This window comes from Roseivirga sp. AWQ4_251 (assembly GCF_056158225.1).
On sequence record NZ_JBSWSW010000001.1, the window covers coordinates 1,951,169 to 1,971,635 of the forward strand.

Here is a 20,467-nt window from a genome sequence, read left to right on the forward strand (position 1 = left end):
CTAAACACTCAAAAATCACCAGTTCACACCACTACTTTTGAAACGTGGACAACAAAAAAATGTGTGTTATGGAAAAGATTTTAATCGTTGAGAGCAATAATATGATGAAGCTGTTTTTGGCCAACTACTTAGGCAAAAAACATGATGTTGTAGCTGTTGATACTCCTGAAGAAGCCTTGAAGTGGTTAAAAATGAATCAGCCTGTTTTGGTAGTTGCAGACTATCAGAAGCCAGGTTCAAAAGCCCACGATCAACTTCGCCAGGTAAAAGAACTAACCGCTTGGACGAACATTCCTTTCATAGTTCTTACTGATAATGATAAAAGCGAACAAAGAATACATGCCTTGGAAATTGGCGCTTCAGATTCAATAAGCAAGCCTTTCAATCCAGTGGAGCTAAGCCTAAGAGTGGATTCTGCCGTGAATTACGGACAAGCAAAATTGAAGTACAGACCAGTAGCTTAAACATTTGTGGACATGAAAAAGCTTTATTTCCTTTTACCCCTACTTATTTTGGCTTCTTGTATTAAAGAGCCAGACTTTGATGCCCAAGTTGAAACTGAAGACCCGACAACGGAAAGCGCTACAGATTTCGACTTTTCTACTACGCAGAGCACTGCGGTTCAAATGAATTTTGAAGATTTAAGCGGCAATCCATTGAAAAGTGTGGTGGTAGAGCTGCTTGATACCGAAAGTGGTGAAACGGTTTTTAAAGCTGTCACAAATAAATCGGGCCAAATTTCAGAGCAATTCACTTTAGCGAATCGCTACAAGACTTTGAAGCTCGAAGCTCATTATATAGGTATTCCAAATTCCATTTATCTACCTGTAGAAAACGGAAGCATTCTTTTCGACTATAAAGGAAAAGTAGATGAAAGCCAAGTGGTGGAAGCGCCTAAACAAAGCTCTTCAGCGGCACCTCAGGATTTAAGAAGTGCAGCGGCAGGAACCAGTTCTGAAGCCGGAGCAAATGCCGATCCTGCAATTGTTTATATGGGTTCTTACGACAACAATGGTGTACCTGATTATTTAGAAGCTGAAAGAGATGTAGTTTCTGCCAGCATTCTGGAATATATCAACGCTTCATTACCAGAAGGTCAGCCAGTTCCTCAGTATCACCCAACGTATTTGGCCAATGGTAAAAAGACAACAATAGATGTGGTAGAAGAATCTGATGTTTGGGTAACCTTTGTGCACGAAGGTGCGGGTTGGAGAAATTCTGTAGGCTTTTACACCTACCAAACAGGAACGCCTCCTCAATCATTAGCCGACATCGATCAAGTGAACATCGCCTTCCCTAACCTTTCTTTTAGCGGAAGCGGAGGTGGACTTGTGTCAGGAGATAAAGTTAACATCGGACGTTTTTCACCAGGAACTTCTATCGGCATTGTATTAGTGTCTGACGGATGGGATGGTTCAGGTATAGGCAGCTACAGCTACATGGTTTTTGCCGATAAGAACCTGAATCCAGAACCAGATGAAACTTTGAAACAACACAACGTTTTGTTGTGGGATGCCGAAAACGAATTGTTCTTACTTGGTTTTGAAGATGTAAGAAGAGATAATATTCCGTTTGGTTGCGACCAGGATTTTAATGATGCAATCATGTTTATTACATCAAATCCGGTAACGGGTATCAGTACTGAAAATGTAAGCCCTATTGATAAGCCAAACACATTAGATGCTGATAACGATGGCGTAAACGATATTTTTGATGAATATCCGAACGATCCAAATAAAGCTTTTGATAGCTATTATCCTTCAGCAACTACTTACGGAACCTTCGCTTTTGAAGACAATTGGCCTGAAATGGGCGACTTTGACTTCAACGATATGGTAGTAGATTACAGATTCAAGCATGTAATGAACGCCAGTAATCAGGTAACCGAAATGGAGTCTGAATTTGTGGTGAGAGCTGTTGGTGCGGGGTATAGAAATGGTTTTGGTTTCTCTTTAGATATTGCTCCAAGCGCTATAGCCAGTGTTCAAGGTCAAATTCTGAATTCAGGAATTATTAAGCAGAATGCGAACGGAACGGAAGCCAATCAAAGTAAGGCAGTGTTCATCGTTTCCGATAATGTGCACGATCTCTTCTCGGTATCAGGTTTTGTAAATACTGAAAGTGATGCCACGTATGTAGATCCTGCCACGGTAACGTTAACCATTGATCTTACTTCGCCAAAGTCGCTGGCCGAATTAGGTTCTGTGCCTTACAACCCTTTCATTATCATATCTCAGAATAGAGGAAGGGAAGCGCATTTGCCAGGCTATGCTCCTACCGATTTAGTAGACGAAAGCTTCTTCGGAACGGGTGATGATGGTTCGGACCCAGCTTCAGGAATTTACTACAGATCGAAAACAAGTTTGCCATGGGCCATCCATCTTCCAGAAAGTTTTGCCTATCCTTTTGAAAAGCAAAACATCCGAAGTGGACACTTAAGATTTGCGGAGTGGGCTAATAGTTACGGTTACAGTTATATGGACTGGTACCGCAATCAAACAGGATACAGAAACAATAACAAGCTTTACTCCCGAGGCAATTGATTATGGAGTGTGTGTGAGTGTGATCGTACAGTTGCCTCAAGCCCCGCTTTCCGCGGGGCTATTTTTTTCTATTTTTAATTAGATTCTTTCTACCTTCTTCTTTTTTAACAGTAGAAAATTTACAGGCACTAATCGATAAAATGGAGGAAATGATTTTAAAATATCCGAACCCATGGGATTTTAACAATACTGATAAATCTTTAAAATCTAAAGACAATAGATTCAAAGTTGAATATGGTGATTTGTATGAAATTGCGATGGGCTCTCCCCTGGGAGGAAATTGTTTTTTGACTACCCAAAACGGTAAGAAAATTAAAATTCATGATTGGGCAGCGGGACCTGCCGTTTGGGATTCCAATTATGAATTAGTTGCTGTTCCGATTTGGGAACATAAAAGAACTCAATGGCACCATCCAAAAGCTTTTAATATTGAACTTAAGAAATGGAGTGATAAAGAAATTCAAAAGATCATTTTCAGTTTTAGATATTAACAGTTTTGAAAACGGAATCATTTATGGATATGATAGCCCCTTATTCAATGCCAAAGTGGTTAAATTCAATACTCATGACGAGAGCACAGAATCAGAAAACATAAACCAAGACCTAATACTTGTTTAACATAAAATGTTGATATTACCTCATCTCCAATTCCCAATGATTTCGAATTAATCACAAAGGCTTTAGAAGGCTTAATTACATTTGAACTTTAGCTACATGAAGCAAATTAGAACGGCCTTATCGCAATGGGCAAACATGTCCGATAAAGATTGGGAAGCATTTTCATCGAAACTGGTTTTCAAGCACCTTCCTAAAAAAGCTCCGCTTATTCGGCCTGGAGAAACCGAAAAATACTTATCGTTTATACAAAGCGGTATGGTGCGAATGTTCATACCAAAGGAAGATTACGACTTTACCTTTGGCTTTGGTTTCACCAATTCATTTATGAGCGCTTACGACTTATTTATCACCCAAACGCCATCTCAATATGGCATTGAAACACTCACTGAAACTGAGCTCTGGCAAATCTCATATCCTGATCTTCAATCCATTTATGAAAATACTTTAATAGGAAACCTCATTGGTAGAAAAGCCAGCGAACAATTGTTTTTAATCAAATCGAAACGAGAACTTTCTCTATTAAATGAAACTGCTGAAGAACGCTACCTCAAGCTTTTTGCAGAACGCCCAGAGGTAGTTCGCCAAATCCCATTGAAATATATCGCTTCTTATATTGGCATAACTCCGCAAGCGCTAAGCCGAATCCGCAAACGCATTACTTAACTTAGGTTCATTGTCTGGCTTCCTCAATCCATCGAACTTTGGAGAAAAAAGAAATGAAACCTCTTTACGTTTTACTCGGTTCCTTTGTGCTTACTTCTCTGGTGTTATTATTTATCCATAAGGAAGTTGACTATCGATTAGCGGCTCGAGTAGCCATGGCCATTATGCTCACCTTTACTGCCATTGGTCATTTTGCCTTTGCAAAGGGAATGACGGCTATGGTTCCTTCCTTTATTCCATTTAAAGTTGAAATGGTTTGGGCTACGGGATTCTTGGAAATCATCTTCGGAATAGGGCTTTTAATTCCTCAACTTAAAACTCTAACAGGCTGGCTATTGATAGTTTTCTTCTTATTGATTTTGCCTGCCAATATCAAAGCTGCCATGGAACAAATCAACTATCAAACAGGTGAATTAAACGGGCCAGGTCTATCCTATTTATGGTTCAGAATACCCTTACAAGCGCTATTTATCGCTTGGGTTTTTCTTTCAACGTTAAAAAAATAAGCGCTTTTGTTCATTTATTTCTTCTCTAAAAACCTAGGACTTCATTTTTTATAAATCGCTGATTCCTTGACAGTCATCTTACAAAAACTGACAGTCGTCTAAATCAAAAAGCTTCAGCAAAGAAGAAGAATAGCTTTGTAATAAGAAAAATGCAAAGCTATGAGACCTTCATTAAAAGTACCAGTTTATAAAAGAGCGATCGACATTCTCGTTTCCTCTTTTCTAATACTCTGCCTAACGCCACTTTGGCTCATTGTGGCCTTTTTAATCCGCTTAGAATCAAAAGGCCCAATCTTCTATTTCTCTTATAGAGTGGGCATGGGTTACAAAATCTTCAAGTTCTACAAGTTCAGATCCATGCGCACCGATGCGGATCAAATGGTAGATCAAATGAAGCACCTAAGTCAGTATGGCCAATCTTCTGGTGATGAACTGAAATCTTCTCCACTTACAAGAACCACCATTGCGCATGGCAGCATGCAAAACGTGTTGGTAAAAGATGGTGAGCTTATTCAGGAAGAAGAATATGAAAGATACAAAGAGAGCGAAAAAGACAAAGCCTTTGTGAAGTTTCAAAACGACCCAAGAATAACCAAAGTAGGCAAGTTCATCAGAAATACAAGTATTGACGAACTGCCTCAGCTCTTTAATATTTTAAAAGGCGATATGTCATTGGTAGGCAACAGACCTTTGCCTTTGTATGAAGCCGAAAAGCTCACGACTGATGAAACCGTTGGCCGCTTTTTAGTACCTGCAGGCTTAACTGGTTTATGGCAAGTAACAGAGCGCGGCAAGGCTGGAATGGATGCCGAAAGCCGTTGCCAACTCGACATTGAGTATGCCCAGAAACACAATTTCTGGTTGGATTTGAAAATCCTGATCAAAACTCCACTCGCTGCCCTTCAACACGAAAATGTTTAGGCCATGAAAAAAATTAAAACACTTATCCGTTCGCTAGAGCGCAATCCAGCTTCAGGTAGATTTATTCCTTTTGTAGACGGACTTCGCTTTTTAGCCATTATGCCTGTAATCTTTCAACATGCCAATGAAAGGTTGTTTAAGTACAACCCGCATGTTCAAACGGCTTCTTTCTTTGAAGAGCAGCTTTCGTTTTTGATTAGTCGAGGTACAATTGGGGTATTCATATTCTTTGCCCTAAGCGGATTTGTGTTGAGTTTACCATTTGCTAAAGGCACACAAAACTTTAGCTATAAAAAGTATTTGGGTAGAAGACTTACCCGCATCGAGCCTCCTTTTATCTTCTGGATGAGTTGCTTTGCATTTGTGCTCATACTGCAAGGTAATTTGGGGCTCGGTGAAATATTTAAACACTATTTGGCTACAATAACCTATTCACACAGCATTGTATATGGAGAATATTCCATTATAAATCCTGTGGCCTGGTCGCTGGAAGTTGAAATTCAGTTTTACCTGATTGCGCCATTCGTGGCTATGATGTATTTCAATGAAAAGCACACCATTACTCGAAGATCCTTTTTGGTAGCCTTCCTGTTTATCTTCATCTCGTTTCAATATATCCTTGGCTGGAATTTGCATCCACTCAAGCCATCTCTATTAGGCCATCTTCAGCATTTTCTGATTGGTATGTTAGCAGCCGACTTCTATGTAAACAGAAAAGAAGTAAGTCGCTTTGACCAGCGCTTGTGGGATTTGATTGTACCTGCCCTACTCGTTATCATGGCTTATTCCTGGACCGATGAATACTTCAAAACTTTGCTCTTTAATATTGCGCTGTTTTTAGTGTTTATCGCCAGCTTCAAAGGCCGTTATTTTCCAAGAATTTTGTCCCTAAAATGGATCACCATCATCGGTGGAATGTGCTACACCATTTACCTAACACATTTACCATTGCTCGAACTGGCATATTCAATCATCGGAAAATTCGGTTACTCATCGGCATACTTCGTGCAGTTATCGATAAGTTTAATAATAGCCATTCCTATGGTTTTACTTAGTAGTATAATCTTCTACAAGGCAATTGAACAGCCTTTCATGAATGCCGAAAAAGTGAGGCAAATGAAGCTAAAAATCAGAAGCCTTACTTATAGAAGAGCAATGCAAGCTGAAAAGTAAAAACCATGAAAAAGATAATACTCACACTCACAATTCTAGCCTTGGCCACAGGCTTAAAAGCTCAAAGCGAGTTTGGCTTGGCCATGGAAAAAGTTAAACCTTTGGATTCGCTTATAGCCAAAGCACTTCAAAATGCACCAAGCATTGAGCGTATCCATATGGGGCAATTGCAACGCAAAGAAGAAATAGCCATGACCAAAAAAGGTTGGATGCAACACATTGCCCTCACCGCTGGCTACAATTATGGAACTGGTGTAATCTCGGATTACTTGGCAACTTCAAACGATCGCCAAACCACTTTCGCCACACGCCAGAATGCTACTTATAATGTTGGTGTCAATTTGCGACTTCCTTTCACCGCAGTATCACATCGTAAACACCAAATTAAAATGAGCGAACTGGCTATTAAAGAAATGGAATACCAGAAAGAAGATTTGGTAAAAGGCATTCGCGAAGAAGTAATCAGAAGATATAGCGATTTGAGTTTGGCCTTAACAGGGCTTAAACTTCAAGCTAAAAAAATGGAGGCCAACAATACTTCTCTGAAAATAGCCGAAACTTATTTCAAGGCTGGAAAAATGGAAGTAGAACAATATCGAATGGCAGTAGATATCGCCACTTCTTCAGAAATGGAGTATGAAAAAATGAAAAGCGATGCCTGGTTTTACCTCAGGTCGCTAGAAGAAATAGTAGGTGCTAAAGTTTTAAAATAAGCAGCCATGTCTTTTATTCAAATCGTTCGTTTACTGGTTCGTTTCTTTGGCTTCATCGCCTTTGCAGCCATTTCAATGGGCGTAATGGTGTGGTACTTTACCAAAGACACAAAGCAAGAATATAAAAGCCATACCCTGTTGAATACAGGTTTGATTTCAGGCTATAATATAGAAAGTAGCAAAGGCAACCGTGTTGATTACGCTTTCACTAACAACGAAATCGAAAACCTGATCAACTTGGCAACTTCGCTGGAAACCAACAAAGAGCTTTCGGCTCGCATATTGGCTACAGTGCTCATCAGATTGAGCCAGGATAAAAATCCTTTGTTACCAGAAAATCACGAAGCATTGGCGATTTCCCTAACCGACATAAACCTTGAAATCAAAGATTATGACGACATGGAAACCGTAGCAAGCAAAATCGTGGCCCTTAGAGATGCAAACAAAAACAATCCTTTCTATAATTTAACCAACTCCAAAGATCCATTTTTTGGAATAGAGCAAATAGAAGGCTTGGTGGTAATGAGAGAAGGAAGCAGTGATATGATTAGAATGGAATACACTTCTATCGATCCTTTCATCAGTCAACTGACTCTGCAATTGCTTACTGATCTGTTCATCAATAAGCAGAAGGACATTAAGGAAGGTCAGAGTGACTCGGTTATCAAATTCTTTGAAGATGCTACCGTAAAAACTCAGAACAGACTGAAAACCGCTGAAGATGAACTGTTGAAATTCAGAGTAACCAACAAAATCATCAACTACTACGAACAAACTCGCTTTATCTCTGGAAATAAAGAAGAACTGGATAAGCAGTATCAGGAAGAATTGAAAGTGAAGGCTGGTGCTGAATCGGCTTTGGCAAGAATTGAAGCCGAAATTGACGACAAAAGCATATTGCCTCAACTTCAGAAAGAGATTGCCGATAACCAAGGTAAAATCGCTGACTACACCAACTCATTAACCGAAATCAACCTGTTAGGAGATTCGACTTTGAGCAATGAAAATTTGATGGAGAAAACAGCTTTGGAGATAAAAATCCAAAATCTGAAAAACGAAATGTCGCGTTCTGCTCAAAATGTGCTGTTGGTAAACGAAACGCCAGAAGGAGTTTCAACCCAAAACCTTTTAACACAATGGCTTAGCTCTTTGATCACGAGAGAAGAGTCGAACGCCAAGTTGGAAGTAATGGAAAAAAGACAAGCAGAGTACGAATTGATATATGATCGGTTTGCACCCTTAGGTTCAACTTTAAAAAGATTAGAAAGAGAAATTGATGTGGCCGAAAGAGAGTATTTGGAAAACCTTCACAGCTTTAACCAAGCCAGGCTACACAAATACAACATGTTGATGTCGAGCAATTTAAAGGTAATAGACAAGCCATTTTTTCCGGCAAAAGCCGAAAAATCTAAGGCAGGTTTCATGGTTATACTAGCATTTGTTGCAGGTTTGGTGGTTTCTTCAGGTGGTGTGATTGGGATGGAGTTTATGGATAGTAGCCTGAAGAGCCCCAAAAATGCAGCAGAACAAACTGGCCTCCGCTTGGCTGGTCTATTACCAAAATATCCTAAAAAGTTAAACAAGTCGTCCATCGACTTTAGAACCATCACCACCCAAGCCATGAACCTTTTTGTTCAAGAGCTGAAAGTGGGCACAAACAAAATCAAAGACACTAAAAATGTGGTGCTTTTCAGTATTCATCCTCAAGAAGGAAAGTCAAACTTGATCAATAAAATTGATGATTTCATGGCCGAGTATTATGGAGACAAAGAATCGGAATTCAATTTTATCGAGTTGTCTTCCATCTTGAATCACCCTTATGGTCACGATGAAGTGAGAGAGGCCGACTTGCATGTGTTGGTAACCAAAGCAGATCGTAAATGGACCGAAGCAGATCAGCATGCGCTTAAAGTGTATAAAAAGTTCGTGGGTCAAAAGCCTATCCTTTTCCTAAATGGTGTTAGAACCGACATTATGGAAGATGTAATTGGCGAAGTGCCTAAAAAACGTAGCTGGTTAAGAAGAAAAGTTAAAGCATTGTTGAGCTAAAAAATAGAGTATAATGAAAACCATAATCTGCCATAGTTTTCCTGCCTGGGACACGCCTTACGTGAAATCTACAGTTGAGCTGATGTCGAGGCTTTCGGCTAATAACAGAGTGATTTTTGTGGATTATCATTATACAGTGAAAGATCTTTTCAAAAATCCTCATGCACCTAAAAAACACATTCTAGGGACACTGAAAAGAACCAGAAAATTGAGAACGGAACATGGTATTATAGAGGTTTACAACTCATTGCCTGTTCTTCCTGTAAACTGGACCAACAGCAATTTAATTTTCAAACTGCTAATGCTCATCAATTCATGGATTGTAGGCTTCAGCATTCGAAATATCCTGAAAAAAGTAAATCCGAATGATACCATTTTGGTGAACGCATTCAATCCAATTTATGGGCACTTTACCCAAAAAAAATGGAAGAACCTGCAAACCATCTACTATTGCTATGACGAGATTTCGGGAACAGATTGGGCTGGAAAATGGGGAGGAAAATATGAAGAGCTTTTTGCTCCAACCGTCAATCAAGTTGTAACTACATCGCCACAGCTGGAACAAAAAATGAAGGCGCTAAACGCGAATGTGTCTTGTGTTAAAAATGGAGTCAATCTTTCCATTTTCAATACTTCGGCCACTGAAAAAACCAAAAACCAAAAGCTCGGTTATGTAGGCGCCATCGACAGTCGCATTGACTTTGATTTACTAAAAGAAGTAGCCACTTCCCTACCCAATTATCAGCTTGAGCTTATTGGCCCGGTGAAGGTAGATTTACCTGAGGATTTGCCAGAAAACATAAAGTGCTTAGGGTCAAAATCACAATCGTGTATACCAGACCTTATAGATCAATGGGATGCCTGCCTAATTCCCTTTGTAAAGAACGACTTAACGAGGGCCATTTACCCTCTTAAAATCAATGAGTATTTGGCTATGGGAAAACCGGTCGTCAGCACTTCATTCAGCAATCTAGAAGATTTCGAAAGCGTGGCTTATATCGCTGAAAATCAAGATGATTTTATTCAGGGTATAAAGAAAGAAATTCGGTACAATAACCGCTTAAAAATTCAGAAGAGAATAAGTTTTGCCAAAGGAAATGATTGGCAAATCAGAGCATTTCAGTTTAGCAAATTGGTTTTGGGTTAATGAAGATGGAGCCTTCTCGATAGCAGCGAGGGGCTCCTATTTTTTTGTTTTATAGCTGCCTTTCTCCTACTCCAGACCCAATCTATTAACCTTTCTAATTCGCATTTCAACGACACAAAAGTTCATTTATCTTCCAATCCTGTCAATCATCGAAACAGGTTTCCCATTCATCGTAATGTAAAAAATAGCCCCTTTTGGCAAACTACTTTTATGCTAAGAAAAAAGCATGAAGAGTTACGAAATCATACCAGCCAAGTACGGAGCCGAAAAACTAAGATCGGGTTTAGGCCTAATACTACTAGTAGGGTTGATCTTTATCGGTTCGGGCTTGATCATTATCACCGGTATGATGGGCGGAATGCTTCTGCTTGGACTCCCCTTCACCTTAACATTGTTGGCAGTCCTTTGGAGTAAGCCAAAACTTGCTCTTTGGGGCTGCCTGATAATGGGCTTCATGATTTCAGGCATCAGCCGATACATCAGTGCTCCTTGGGGTTTAAGCCTTGACATCCTTATGACTTTGGCTTGGCTAATCGTAATGTTGAACAAGGAAATCGTTGTTAACTGGAAATTGATCAAAAACGACATCGTAATCTTCTCCTTTGTTTGGATGGGTTACATTCTTTTCGAGATCATAAACCCAGCCGGCAACGGACCTGTAGCCTGGTTCTATGCCATGAGAGGGTTAGGTTTCTATCAAGCGCTTTCTGTTCCATTGATCTTTTTAATGTTCAGGGAAAAGAAAGACTTCATGACCTTCTTGAACATCTTGATTTTCCTTTCACTGCTGGGTGTTGCCTGGGGCTTTAAGCAGCAAATCATAGGTGTTGATGCCGCTGAATACCGTTGGTTGTGGGACGAAGATCATCATGAAGAACACATTTTGCATGGCGTACTAAGAGTTTTCTCTTTCTACAGTGATGCTGGCCAATTTGGAGCTTCGCAAGCCATGATGGCGCTTTTCTTGGGCGTTCTGGCCACAGGGCCTTTCAAAATGCGATTGAGAATATGGTACGGAGCCTGTGCTTTCCTCTTCTTCTTAGGATTTGCTATCTCCGGAACCCGTGGAGCCTTGGCTGTGCCTTTATTTGGAGGTGTTGCTTACCTAATCGTTAAAAAGAATTTCAAAGTATTGATTGCTGGTCTTTCAGCCATCATCATAGTCTTCGTCATATTGAAATACACCTTCATGTTCCAAGGTGTAGAACAAGTACGAAGAATGCGTACCGCCCTCGATCCTAACAACAAGTCATTGTCTGTTAGGCTAGACAACCAAAAAACCTTTGGCCGCTATTTGGCCAACAAGCCCTTTGGAGCCGGAATTGGGACAGCCGGCTTTTGGGGGGCTCGCTTTAATCCCGATTCGCTTATGGCCAATACCGCTACCGATAGCTGGTATGTAAAGGTTTGGGCTGAAACAGGCATTGTGGGGCTCACCATTCACCTGACCTTTTTAGGTTTTGTACTGGGAAAAGGTGGTCACTTACTGATGAACCTGAAAGATGAGCGGAACAAAACTTACGGACTGGGACTGTACGCCTGTATTGTTGGGGTACTCTTTTCCAGCTACGGAAACCAAGTGTTTGGCCAAATGCCAACAGGCATGATTATGAATATGGCCATCCCCTTTCTCTTTTTAATCAAAGAATGGAAACCAGAAAAAAATTGATATGCAAACTGTAATCATCATCCTCGTTTCGGTATTGTTGGCCTATTTCGGTGGCTCAGCGCTGTACCTGTTTGTTTTGGCACTTGCTTCTAAAGCGAAAGCTAAAACCAGTTTTGTAACCATCACAAAAAGAAACAGATTTCTGATTCTTGTGCCGGCTTATCGTGAAGATGCTGTGATTATAGAAAGCACCAAGCGCAATATGGCTTTGCGCTATCAATACCCTAAGAGAGACTTTGACCTTGTGGTGATTGCTGATGGTTTGAAAGCAGAAACTGTTGAAACCCTTAGAGACCTTGGTGCGGATGTGTTGGAAGTGGCGTTTGAAAAAAGCACCAAGGTTAAATCACTTCAAAAGGCCATGGAAGTTTATGGCGAAAAGAACGATTACGATGCGGTTGTCATCCTAGATGCCGACAACGTAATGGACATGCGTTTTCTGGAAAAGTCGAACCAATATTTGCATCAAGGAAAAAGAGCCATACAAGGCAACAGAGCTGCAGCTAACAGCCAAAATTCTGTAGCCTTATTGGATGGCCTTTCTGAATTAGCAAATCAAGAAATGACTTGCAAAGGAGCCAATAACTTGGGGCTTTCTTCAAAGCTTTCTGGTTCAGCCATGGTTTTCGAATTCGACTTATTCGATAATGTGGTTTTCAACCTTACCGCTATCGGTGGATTCGACAAAGAATTGGAATTGACCTTTACCCAACAAGAAGTGTTTATTCACTTTGCTGAAGATTTAATCATCAAAGATGAAAAGGTGGGTTCGTTCCAGCATTTCTCTAAGCAAAGAGGTCGTTGGTTACAGTCTCAGTATGCTTTCTTAAGAAAATCTTTGAAGCCAGCTTTCAAAGGACTTTTGAAAGGCAATTTTGACTACTTCCACAAAGCCATGCAATTAGCATTACCACCAAGAGCTTTAGCTCCTTTTGTAATGCTTGGGTTGTTTGCTGCTTCTCTACTTACTGGCAATAACGCGTTAATAGCTCTATCCGCCTTGGGAACAGTTGCAAATTTTGGAGCATACGCAGTTTGTTTACCTTCGGCTACCCTTCTGGGAAATCTTGGCAAACTGGCTCGCGCTATTCCAAACTTAGTGTTATCAACCTTTAGCGCGCTGACCTGGATGAAAAGATCACGCACCGAGTTTATTCACACACCACACAACGCAGTTCAATCATGATTTTCGAAGGAATGCCCTGGCCGCTTTTGCTGCCCATTGCAACACTCTTCTTGATCTGGGGAGTGATGAGATCCAAAGCTGAGTTTTTGGCAGAAGCCAAAGCAGAGAAGAACAAGAAAAACGCTAAAAAGAAGAAAAAATGAACACCGCAAAATTGAACATATTATTGATTTGCAAATCTCTTCCTTGGAGATTCAAAGGTGGGATTCAAACACATACTTGGAACTTGGCCTTAGCCTTGAACCAGAAAGGTCATAATGTAACCGTACTTACAGGAGGTGCCTTTAGACAAGCTGAGAAGAAATACTTCAAAGAAGGTATAATCGTGGTAGAAGTTCCTTTCTTCCCCGGCCGATACATAAAGCCAATTTCGCTTTTGGCCGAAGAATTCAGCTTTAATTGGACTGTGAAAAAATGGGTGGTGAAAAACCAAGACCGTTTCAATGTGATACACACCCAAGGACGCAGCGGATACTTATTATATGCGATTCCTGCATTGAGAGGCCGTTTGGTAAATACAATACACGGAATCATCAGCCAGGAGACTAAAAAGGAAAAAGCATGGAATTTCAACTCAAAACTCCATGCTTGGCTAACTCAAAAAATCGAATCTAGATTATTGAAAGCTGCCAAATTGAAAATTGCGGTGAGCCAAGATGTTTCTAATGAAATAAGCCTTTCACATTCACTAGAAGGTATAGAGGTTATCCCAAACGGTGTGTCAATTTCTCCGGTTGAAGCACTATTTGTATCGCTTCTTCTTCCTGAGGATAAAGAGCGCTTCTTATTTGTTGGCAGACTTCATCCTGTAAAAGGGCTCGTTCCAGTTTTGAATGCCATAGCCAAAACCAAGTCCACCATTCAATTAGATATTATTGGTGATGGCCCACAACGCAAAGAGATTGAAGCTTTGGTAAGAAAGCTCAACTTGATCAATCAGGTAAGAGTTTTAGGGGAATATACCAACGCCAGAATTCATGAGGCTCTGCCCTTCTATAGAGGCCTTTTGTTGCCTTCTTCATACGAAACCCAAGGCATTGTTTTGTTAGAAGCCAATGCGCATGGCGTACCAGTGGTTGCTTCGGATTTGAAAGCTATCAGAGAATCTGTTACGCATGGAGAAAACGGCTTATTGTGCGACCCAGAGCAGCCAGAATCTTATGTTTTGGCCATGGAATATTTGATGGAAAATATTGATGAAGCCGAAGCCATGGGCGCAAACGGCAGAGAAAAGGTAAGCTCAAGCTTCACCTGGGACAAAGTAGCTGAAAGAACTTTAGCATCATACCAAAAACTTACTGTGTAATGATCAAGCTTTTCAAAAATAGCAAGATGCTTTCGCAAAGTGCCTTCTCTTTGATGGGACAAGCATCATTCTTAGTTACTAACTTCTTGTTATTCATTGTTTTATTAAAGCAATTCCCACAAGAAGAAGTAGGAGTTTGGGCGCTTTTTATCACCGTAATTTCTATTGTGGACAGCATTCGCCAGGGCTTAATTCAAAACGGACTTACTCGCCTGTTGATTCAAAGAGCAGACGAAGAAGCCGAACAGACAGGCTCTGGTCTCAGCATCAATTTTGGTGTAATTCTATTCTCTTCAACGCTATTATTCTTTGGGGGAAGTGTATTGGCCAATTTGTGGGAAGCCCCTGCTTTAGTCGATTTATTCAAGCAAAGCTGGAAGCCTTTGTTGAGTCTTGGCACTATTCAAATGATGAATATTCTATGTTTCGCCAAAGGTAAATTCAAAGCATACGCAGGTTTGAATGCCGTATATATGGTTACATTTCTGCTCATCATGGCTGGCGTATTCTTCTATGGCACCTTAAGTTTCAACGCTATCATGAACGGCCAATTGGTGGCTATCATTCCTGCGGTAATCTTTATGTTATGGAAACACCCGATTTCGGTTTCTGCGCCAAAGTGGAGAATCGTTAAAGAGCTTCTAGGTTTTGGTAAATACATTGCTGGAACTAACCTGCTTTCACTGCTTTTCAACAAAGCCGATGTTCTCATGATCGCCTATTTTCTAGATCCTATTTCATTGGCATTATTCCACTTTGCATCGCGCATCATTCAGTATGCCGAGCTTCCTTTAACCGCATTGAGCCAAGTTATTTATCCTCGATTAGCAGCAGGTTATCACGCTAATGGTGTCAGTCAACTTAAAACCGAATATGGGCGCTCTGTATTAGCGTTATTAGCACTCATAATCCCAGCAGTACTGGTTATAGATATTTTCAATACGCAAATTATAAAACTCTTGTCTTCAGGAAATTATATAGAATCATCTACACTGATCATTATACTTTCAGTAGGTTGTTTATTCAAGCCTTGGGGACGTGTTTTTGGGCTTACACTTGACGCCATTGGAAAGCCAAAAGTGAACTTTCTAATGCTCGCTTTTAGCCTTATTGTAAATGTAGTGATGAACGCCTGGTTAATACCACAATATGGAGTTCAAGGAGCAGCGATTGCCACTACCTCCAGCATTGTATTGACCGTTATGCTTGGGCAATTGAATATAAAGAAATACGCTGATATTACGCCTACAAGAGAAGTATTTAACAGCCTTAAAAACAGAACATTATTCGCACTCAAATAAACAAATCATGGAACTAACATTTGGAACCGCACAAATCTATACAAGCAATAAAATGAAGAGCAACCCAACAATGGCCAAACTCTTCAATAAAGTATTTGGCTACACCAATGTTGGCAACTATGCGCGCTTTACCATTTTCAGAAAATTGATGGATGTTATCCCCTTTTCTGGAAAGGACAATATTCTGGATTTAGGTACTGGTTATGGAGAATATGCCTTCAGCTTAGCCCAAGCATTTCCCCAGGCAACCATCCACGCTTTGGACATTGACCAAAGCCGAATTAACACCCTGAACGAAGCCATTGAAAGGTCAGAAATAGAGAACATCAACACCTATTCGGACTATATCGAAAACACGAACATTCAAGATCTTGATTTTGCCTTTTCGATAGATGTTTTTGAGCATATCAGTCCTTCTGAAATGCCTTTCAATTCTGTTTATAATCGACTTAAAAAGGGCGGTTACTTTATGGTGAAGATCCCTAACGTAACCCAAAAAACAATATTCCCAGACCGTTATTTTGAAGAGCATCATGACTGGCTGGAAGATGAACATATAGGACAAGTGTACGACCTGACTGGATTGAAAAATAGGTTCGAAGTAGAGGGTTTCGAGGTCGTTCACGCATCCTATTCCGATGGCTACCTTTCTCGCTTTGCATGGGAGCTTGCCTACTTAGGCAAAAAGCTGGGCTTAGTAACCCAGTTAGCTACCCTACCCGTTGCCAAATGCCTGATTCACTTAGACCGCTTGTTGCACCGCAACAAATGGGGAAATGCGATACAGGTAATTGGCAGAAAAATGTAACTGCTACAACCGAATACTAGCACTTTAAATGCTACAATTATGGAACTGCCTTTTGTATCAATCATTACCGTAAACTACAAGCAACCTAAGGTTACTTGTGAATTATTAGATTCTTTGAATCGCCTGAAATACCCGAGGCTAGAAGTAATTGTGGTAGACAACGCACAGCCTGGCGATGACAGCTTGCTTTATCGTCAGCATTTTGAGAGAGTGAAGGTGATCAATTCTCGCGAAAACCTGGGTTTTGCCGGTGGCAATAACCTGGGTATTCGCGAAGCCAAAGGAGAATACGTTTTCCTAGTAAACAACGACACGGAAATTGAAGATGGAACGATTGAAAGTCTCTTGCTTTCTTTCAATAAACCAAATATTGGCGCTGTGAGCCCAATTCTGAGGTTCTTTGACGCTCCTGATAAAATTCAATTTGCGGGTTTCACAGAAATCAATCCACTAACCGGAAGAAATGAGCTTTTAAAAGTGGCTCCTGAACCTACCGGAACCATTCGAACCCCATATTTTCATGGAGCTGCAGTAATGATACCTCGGTTTGTGATAGAGCAATGTGGCTTAATGCCTGAAGATTATTTTCTCTACTATGAAGAATTGGATTGGTCTAGAAAAATGAGAGCTCAGGGTTATGAATTACGTGTGTGCTTAGAAACTTATGTGCTTCATAAAGAAAGTGTTTCTACCGGGAAAAACAGCCCGTTAAAAGTCTACTATCAGAATAGAAATAGGCTGGCATTTATGAAACGATGGGCAGGTAGAAACTACATCTTCTTTTTGCTCTTCTTTCTGGGAATTAGCATACCAAAAAACATTTTAACCTATGTTTTCAAGCTTGAATTCCAGCATTTGAAAGCCTTTGTGAAAGGTGTATGGCATGGCCTCATCAGCAAAAAAATGGGTCTTCAGCCCTTCTAATTTTAACCAAACATTCTTTTATATACCAAAGGCCACTTTCAATGAAAACGGCCTTTATTTTTGCTTGTTGTTTTAGTATCAAAAAAAGAAATACTTAAATTTATTCACTTTTGCTTAAGTGGCATAAAATTTGAACTCTGGCTTTTCATTCAAGTTTATTTTTATAAACCATTTAAGTCAGCATATCCTCAATCATTTTTTATGCGAACTGTATCATCCGTACTATTTCTCATATTTTGTTCTCTTAGTTTATTAGGCCAAACCAGGCAACATCATGTGCTATTCGAAAATGTAGATGGTTTTTCTGGTTATGTAAACTTTGAAACAGGTTATGAAGGATTTGCCAGACAGTTGAAAGGCAGAAAGGGCATATTGGTTTTGGATAAATACAATACTTCTCAAGAAAATCTGGCAATACTGGCCAAAGCAGGTATCGATTTAAGAGGTTTTCCTACAAGTGGCTATACTCCAGCAAAATACAGTTTTGTGGTTGAAGGCAGAGCTGAAATGGAAATATTGACCTTTTACGGCAGCAACGATTATAAAGCCACTGAAAAATCTCGCTTGCAAATCAGCAACAGTTTAGGAGATATGACCACCCCTACTTTCTCCAAAGAATTTGAAGCGGCAGTTTCTGGCTGGCAGGAAAAAAATCCTGGAAAAAGCTTTTGGGAGAAAGAAGGTGATTTTCAAGATATTAAAGTCATCACACTGTACTTGTCGGACTTCAAAAATCTGATTGAGAAAATTCTGAGAGAAAATAAAAAGGAGGAAGAAGAAAAAGAGAAGCAAAAAGAGGAAAAGAAAACAGAGGAGAAAAAGGCGGAAGACGACTTCTGGAGTAGCGGAAACGATTCGAAAACAACTTCCACTTCCACCACACAGAAAACCAATTCTGAAGATTTCTGGAGCACAGGCAATTCAACAGCTCCGAAACAATCGAATTCTTCACCCACAAAAGCTGACGATTTTTGGTCTGGTTCAGCTTACACTTATGTAAAATTAGATGACGAACAAGATCGCTATACCACCGATCAAGGGTTTTACACCATAAGCGGAAAGATTTTCAGCAATGAAAAAGACTTGAACGCCTATGTAATTGGCGAGGATTATACCCACGATATTGACGTTTCGAACCAAAATTTTTCGGTTTCATTATTATTGAAATCCGGATTAAATAAGTTCACCATAAAGCTGAATGACTACGAGAAAGTAATCACCGTAATGTGTAATCGAAAGCCAGTAAAACTACGAGCATCCTTGGTTTGGAATACTTCTCGCTCAGATATCGATTTGAAAATGACGAATCCACAAGGTGAAGAATGTAGTTATAGGCAAAAGTCTATTGGCAATATGAACCTTGATGTTGACAATACACACGGTTATGGCCCAGAGAACATCTATGTCGATGGCGTAACTTCAGGAACTTATTCTATTAAAATCCATAATTACAACCATGGCGCAGGAACGCAAGCTACGGTTTATGTTTTTGTAGATGAAAAGCTAGTGCAAACCAAAAAACTGAGATTCTCAAGTGTTGGAGAATACATTCACGTAACCAGTCTTGATTTCTAAAACAGAACCTCAAACCATGAAAAACACACCCTTTATAGCCCAAATAATGAAACCCAAAAAACTAATATTAACGCTATTATTAGGCCTTTTTACACTTGTAAGCATTAAGGCTAACGCTCAAACTGATAATGATTTAAAAGCGCGTTCCTATTATTTCGAAGCGGTTAAAGCTTACGATGCAAAGGATTATCATAAAGCTGTAGAGTATTGTGAAGAGGCGGTTTCTCTGCTGGGGAAATCAAACGCAAGAATTGAAGTGCTAAAAGCAAAGGCTTATTATGGCATGGGCAATTTCGACAGCGCTGAAAAAGCCGTCAAAGCTTTCGCTCAATTTCCTTCCGACAACCAGCTAAATGAAGAAATAGCTCCATTCGTTTTGAAAATAGATGAAGCCAAAAAGCTAGAAGGAATTCAACTCTATCCCTTTAAGTCTGGTGATAAGTTTGGTTTTAAGGATGGTTCCGGAAAAATCGTGATCCCAGCCAAATATGGTTATGTAATCCCTTTCAATAACGGATTGGCTAGAGTTTGGATGGAAGACCGTGATAACGCATGGCCCAGTAAGGCCATCTTTATTGATAAAACTGGAAATACAGTCTTCACTGGATCGACTTACAATGACATTGGCGATTATTCCGAAGGCCTACTACGAGCCAATGCTGAAAACAACCCAAAATATGGTTTTTTAGATACCAAAGGAAATTGGGCTATTCCTCCAACTTTTGATTTTTCTAACTACTTCAGCGAAGGATTGAACGCGGTAGAAATAAACGATAAATGGGGTTTTATCAACAAAAGCGGGGATCTCGTTATTCCAGCAAAATATGCTTATGCAAACTCTTTCGGGGATGGTTTAGCACCAGTTAAGATTGGAAATGAATTCGGGTATATTGATAGAAATGGGAATATCGCTATTAATCCTGAGTTTCAAGATGCCCTGCCATTTCATGAAGGTATTGCTTCTGTAAAGAAAAGAGGAGTTTGGGGCGGCATTGATAAAAATGGAAACGAAGTTATTCCATTTACCCATAAACGTATCGGTTATTTTGAAGATGGCGTTGCTATAGCTCACACCGGTATGGGATACTATATCATTGATAAAGAAGGGAATAAATTAAGCCCTCCAAAACCATATAAAAATGTGAGAGATTTCTCAGAAGGACTTGCGGCTTTCACTGAAGACGGCAAAGACTGGGGATATTTAGATCGTAACGGAACTGTGGTTATCCAGCCTCAATTCAGAGATGCACAGCCATTTAGTCAAGGTGTGGCTTTTGTGAAAAAAATTGAAGTTGTCGGCCTAATAGATGTTCAAGAAGAATATTACTATATCAACAAAAAGGGCGAAAAACTTCAGTAGTGATT

19 protein-coding genes are annotated in these 20,467 nt (G+C 40.0%); all 19 read left to right on the forward strand.

Translation table 11 applies throughout. The features are described from left to right. The first annotated feature begins 68 nt into the window (after positions 1-68). The 19 genes from ACXACJ_RS08505 to ACXACJ_RS08595 all read left to right on the forward strand — a co-directional run bounded on the left by ACXACJ_RS08505 (position 69) and on the right by ACXACJ_RS08595 (position 20,462). A complete protein-coding gene (locus ACXACJ_RS08505) occupies positions 69-464 on the forward strand; it encodes a response regulator (RefSeq protein WP_475133930.1) in 396 nt (131 codons plus the stop codon). A gap of 12 nt (positions 465-476) precedes the next feature. Continuing rightward, positions 477-2,543 carry an LruC domain-containing protein gene (locus ACXACJ_RS08510; RefSeq protein WP_475133931.1) on the forward strand — a complete coding sequence of 689 codons (2,067 nt, stop codon included), beginning with the start codon at positions 477-479 and terminating at the stop codon, positions 2,541-2,543. 149 nt (positions 2,544-2,692) lie between these two features. Next, entirely contained in the window at positions 2,693-3,034 is a 342-nt protein-coding gene (locus ACXACJ_RS08515) for a hypothetical protein (protein WP_475133932.1), read from the forward strand. Positions 3,035-3,257: 223 nt separating this feature from the next. Beyond that, entirely contained in the window at positions 3,258-3,824 is a 567-nt protein-coding gene (locus ACXACJ_RS08520) for a Crp/Fnr family transcriptional regulator (protein ID WP_475133933.1), read from the forward strand. A gap of 53 nt (positions 3,825-3,877) precedes the next feature. Then, positions 3,878-4,330, forward strand: a complete 453-nt coding sequence (locus tag ACXACJ_RS08525) for a DoxX family protein (RefSeq protein WP_475133934.1) — start codon at positions 3,878-3,880, stop codon at positions 4,328-4,330. Between the two features lie 159 nt (positions 4,331-4,489). Continuing rightward, on the forward strand, positions 4,490-5,251 hold the full coding sequence (locus tag ACXACJ_RS08530; RefSeq protein ID WP_475133935.1) for a sugar transferase: 762 nt from the start codon (positions 4,490-4,492) through the stop codon (positions 5,249-5,251). A 3-nt stretch (positions 5,252-5,254) separates the two neighbouring features. Next, positions 5,255-6,424, forward strand: a complete 1,170-nt coding sequence (locus ACXACJ_RS08535; RefSeq protein ID WP_475133936.1) for an acyltransferase family protein — start codon at positions 5,255-5,257, stop codon at positions 6,422-6,424. A 5-nt stretch (positions 6,425-6,429) separates the two neighbouring features. Then, positions 6,430-7,137, forward strand: a complete 708-nt coding sequence (locus ACXACJ_RS08540; protein ID WP_475133937.1) for a TolC family protein — start codon at positions 6,430-6,432, stop codon at positions 7,135-7,137. Positions 7,138-7,143: 6 nt separating this feature from the next. After that, positions 7,144-9,186 (forward strand): GumC family protein, encoded by a 2,043-nt coding sequence (locus tag ACXACJ_RS08545; RefSeq protein WP_475133938.1) that lies wholly within the window; start codon positions 7,144-7,146, stop codon positions 9,184-9,186. Between the two features lie 13 nt (positions 9,187-9,199). Continuing rightward, on the forward strand, positions 9,200-10,333 hold the full coding sequence (locus ACXACJ_RS08550) for a glycosyltransferase (RefSeq protein ID WP_475133939.1): 1,134 nt from the start codon (positions 9,200-9,202) through the stop codon (positions 10,331-10,333). A 226-nt stretch (positions 10,334-10,559) separates the two neighbouring features. Then, positions 10,560-12,002 carry an O-antigen ligase family protein gene (locus ACXACJ_RS08555; RefSeq protein ID WP_475133940.1) on the forward strand — a complete coding sequence of 481 codons (1,443 nt, stop codon included), beginning with the start codon at positions 10,560-10,562 and terminating at the stop codon, positions 12,000-12,002. A 1-nt stretch (position 12,003) separates the two neighbouring features. Then, on the forward strand, positions 12,004-13,188 hold the full coding sequence (locus ACXACJ_RS08560; protein ID WP_475133941.1) for a glycosyltransferase family 2 protein: 1,185 nt from the start codon (positions 12,004-12,006) through the stop codon (positions 13,186-13,188). Next, complete coding sequence (locus tag ACXACJ_RS08565) at positions 13,185-13,331, forward strand: hypothetical protein (RefSeq protein WP_475133942.1); 147 nt, start codon at positions 13,185-13,187, stop codon at positions 13,329-13,331. Before ACXACJ_RS08560 ends, ACXACJ_RS08565 begins: the two co-directional genes overlap by 4 nt. Beyond that, the gene (locus ACXACJ_RS08570) at positions 13,328-14,494 is read left to right on the forward strand and encodes a glycosyltransferase family 4 protein (RefSeq protein ID WP_475133943.1); all 1,167 of its coding nucleotides are present in this window, start codon (positions 13,328-13,330) and stop codon (positions 14,492-14,494) included. Before ACXACJ_RS08565 ends, ACXACJ_RS08570 begins: the two co-directional genes overlap by 4 nt. Before the next feature lie 26 nt (positions 14,495-14,520). After that, positions 14,521-15,795: an oligosaccharide flippase family protein gene (locus ACXACJ_RS08575; protein WP_475133944.1), complete on the forward strand. Its 1,275-nt coding sequence runs from the start codon at positions 14,521-14,523 to the stop codon at positions 15,793-15,795. A gap of 7 nt (positions 15,796-15,802) precedes the next feature. Next, positions 15,803-16,603: a class I SAM-dependent methyltransferase gene (locus ACXACJ_RS08580; protein ID WP_475133945.1), complete on the forward strand. Its 801-nt coding sequence runs from the start codon at positions 15,803-15,805 to the stop codon at positions 16,601-16,603. A 39-nt stretch (positions 16,604-16,642) separates the two neighbouring features. Beyond that, positions 16,643-17,527, forward strand: a complete 885-nt coding sequence (locus ACXACJ_RS08585) for a glycosyltransferase family 2 protein (protein WP_475133946.1) — start codon at positions 16,643-16,645, stop codon at positions 17,525-17,527. 276 nt (positions 17,528-17,803) lie between these two features. Beyond that, a complete protein-coding gene (locus ACXACJ_RS08590) occupies positions 17,804-19,102 on the forward strand; it encodes a YfaP family protein (RefSeq protein WP_475133947.1) in 1,299 nt (432 codons plus the stop codon). Positions 19,103-19,148: 46 nt separating this feature from the next. Then, complete coding sequence (locus ACXACJ_RS08595; RefSeq protein ID WP_475133948.1) at positions 19,149-20,462, forward strand: WG repeat-containing protein; 1,314 nt, start codon at positions 19,149-19,151, stop codon at positions 20,460-20,462. Positions 20,463-20,467 lie beyond the last annotated feature (5 nt).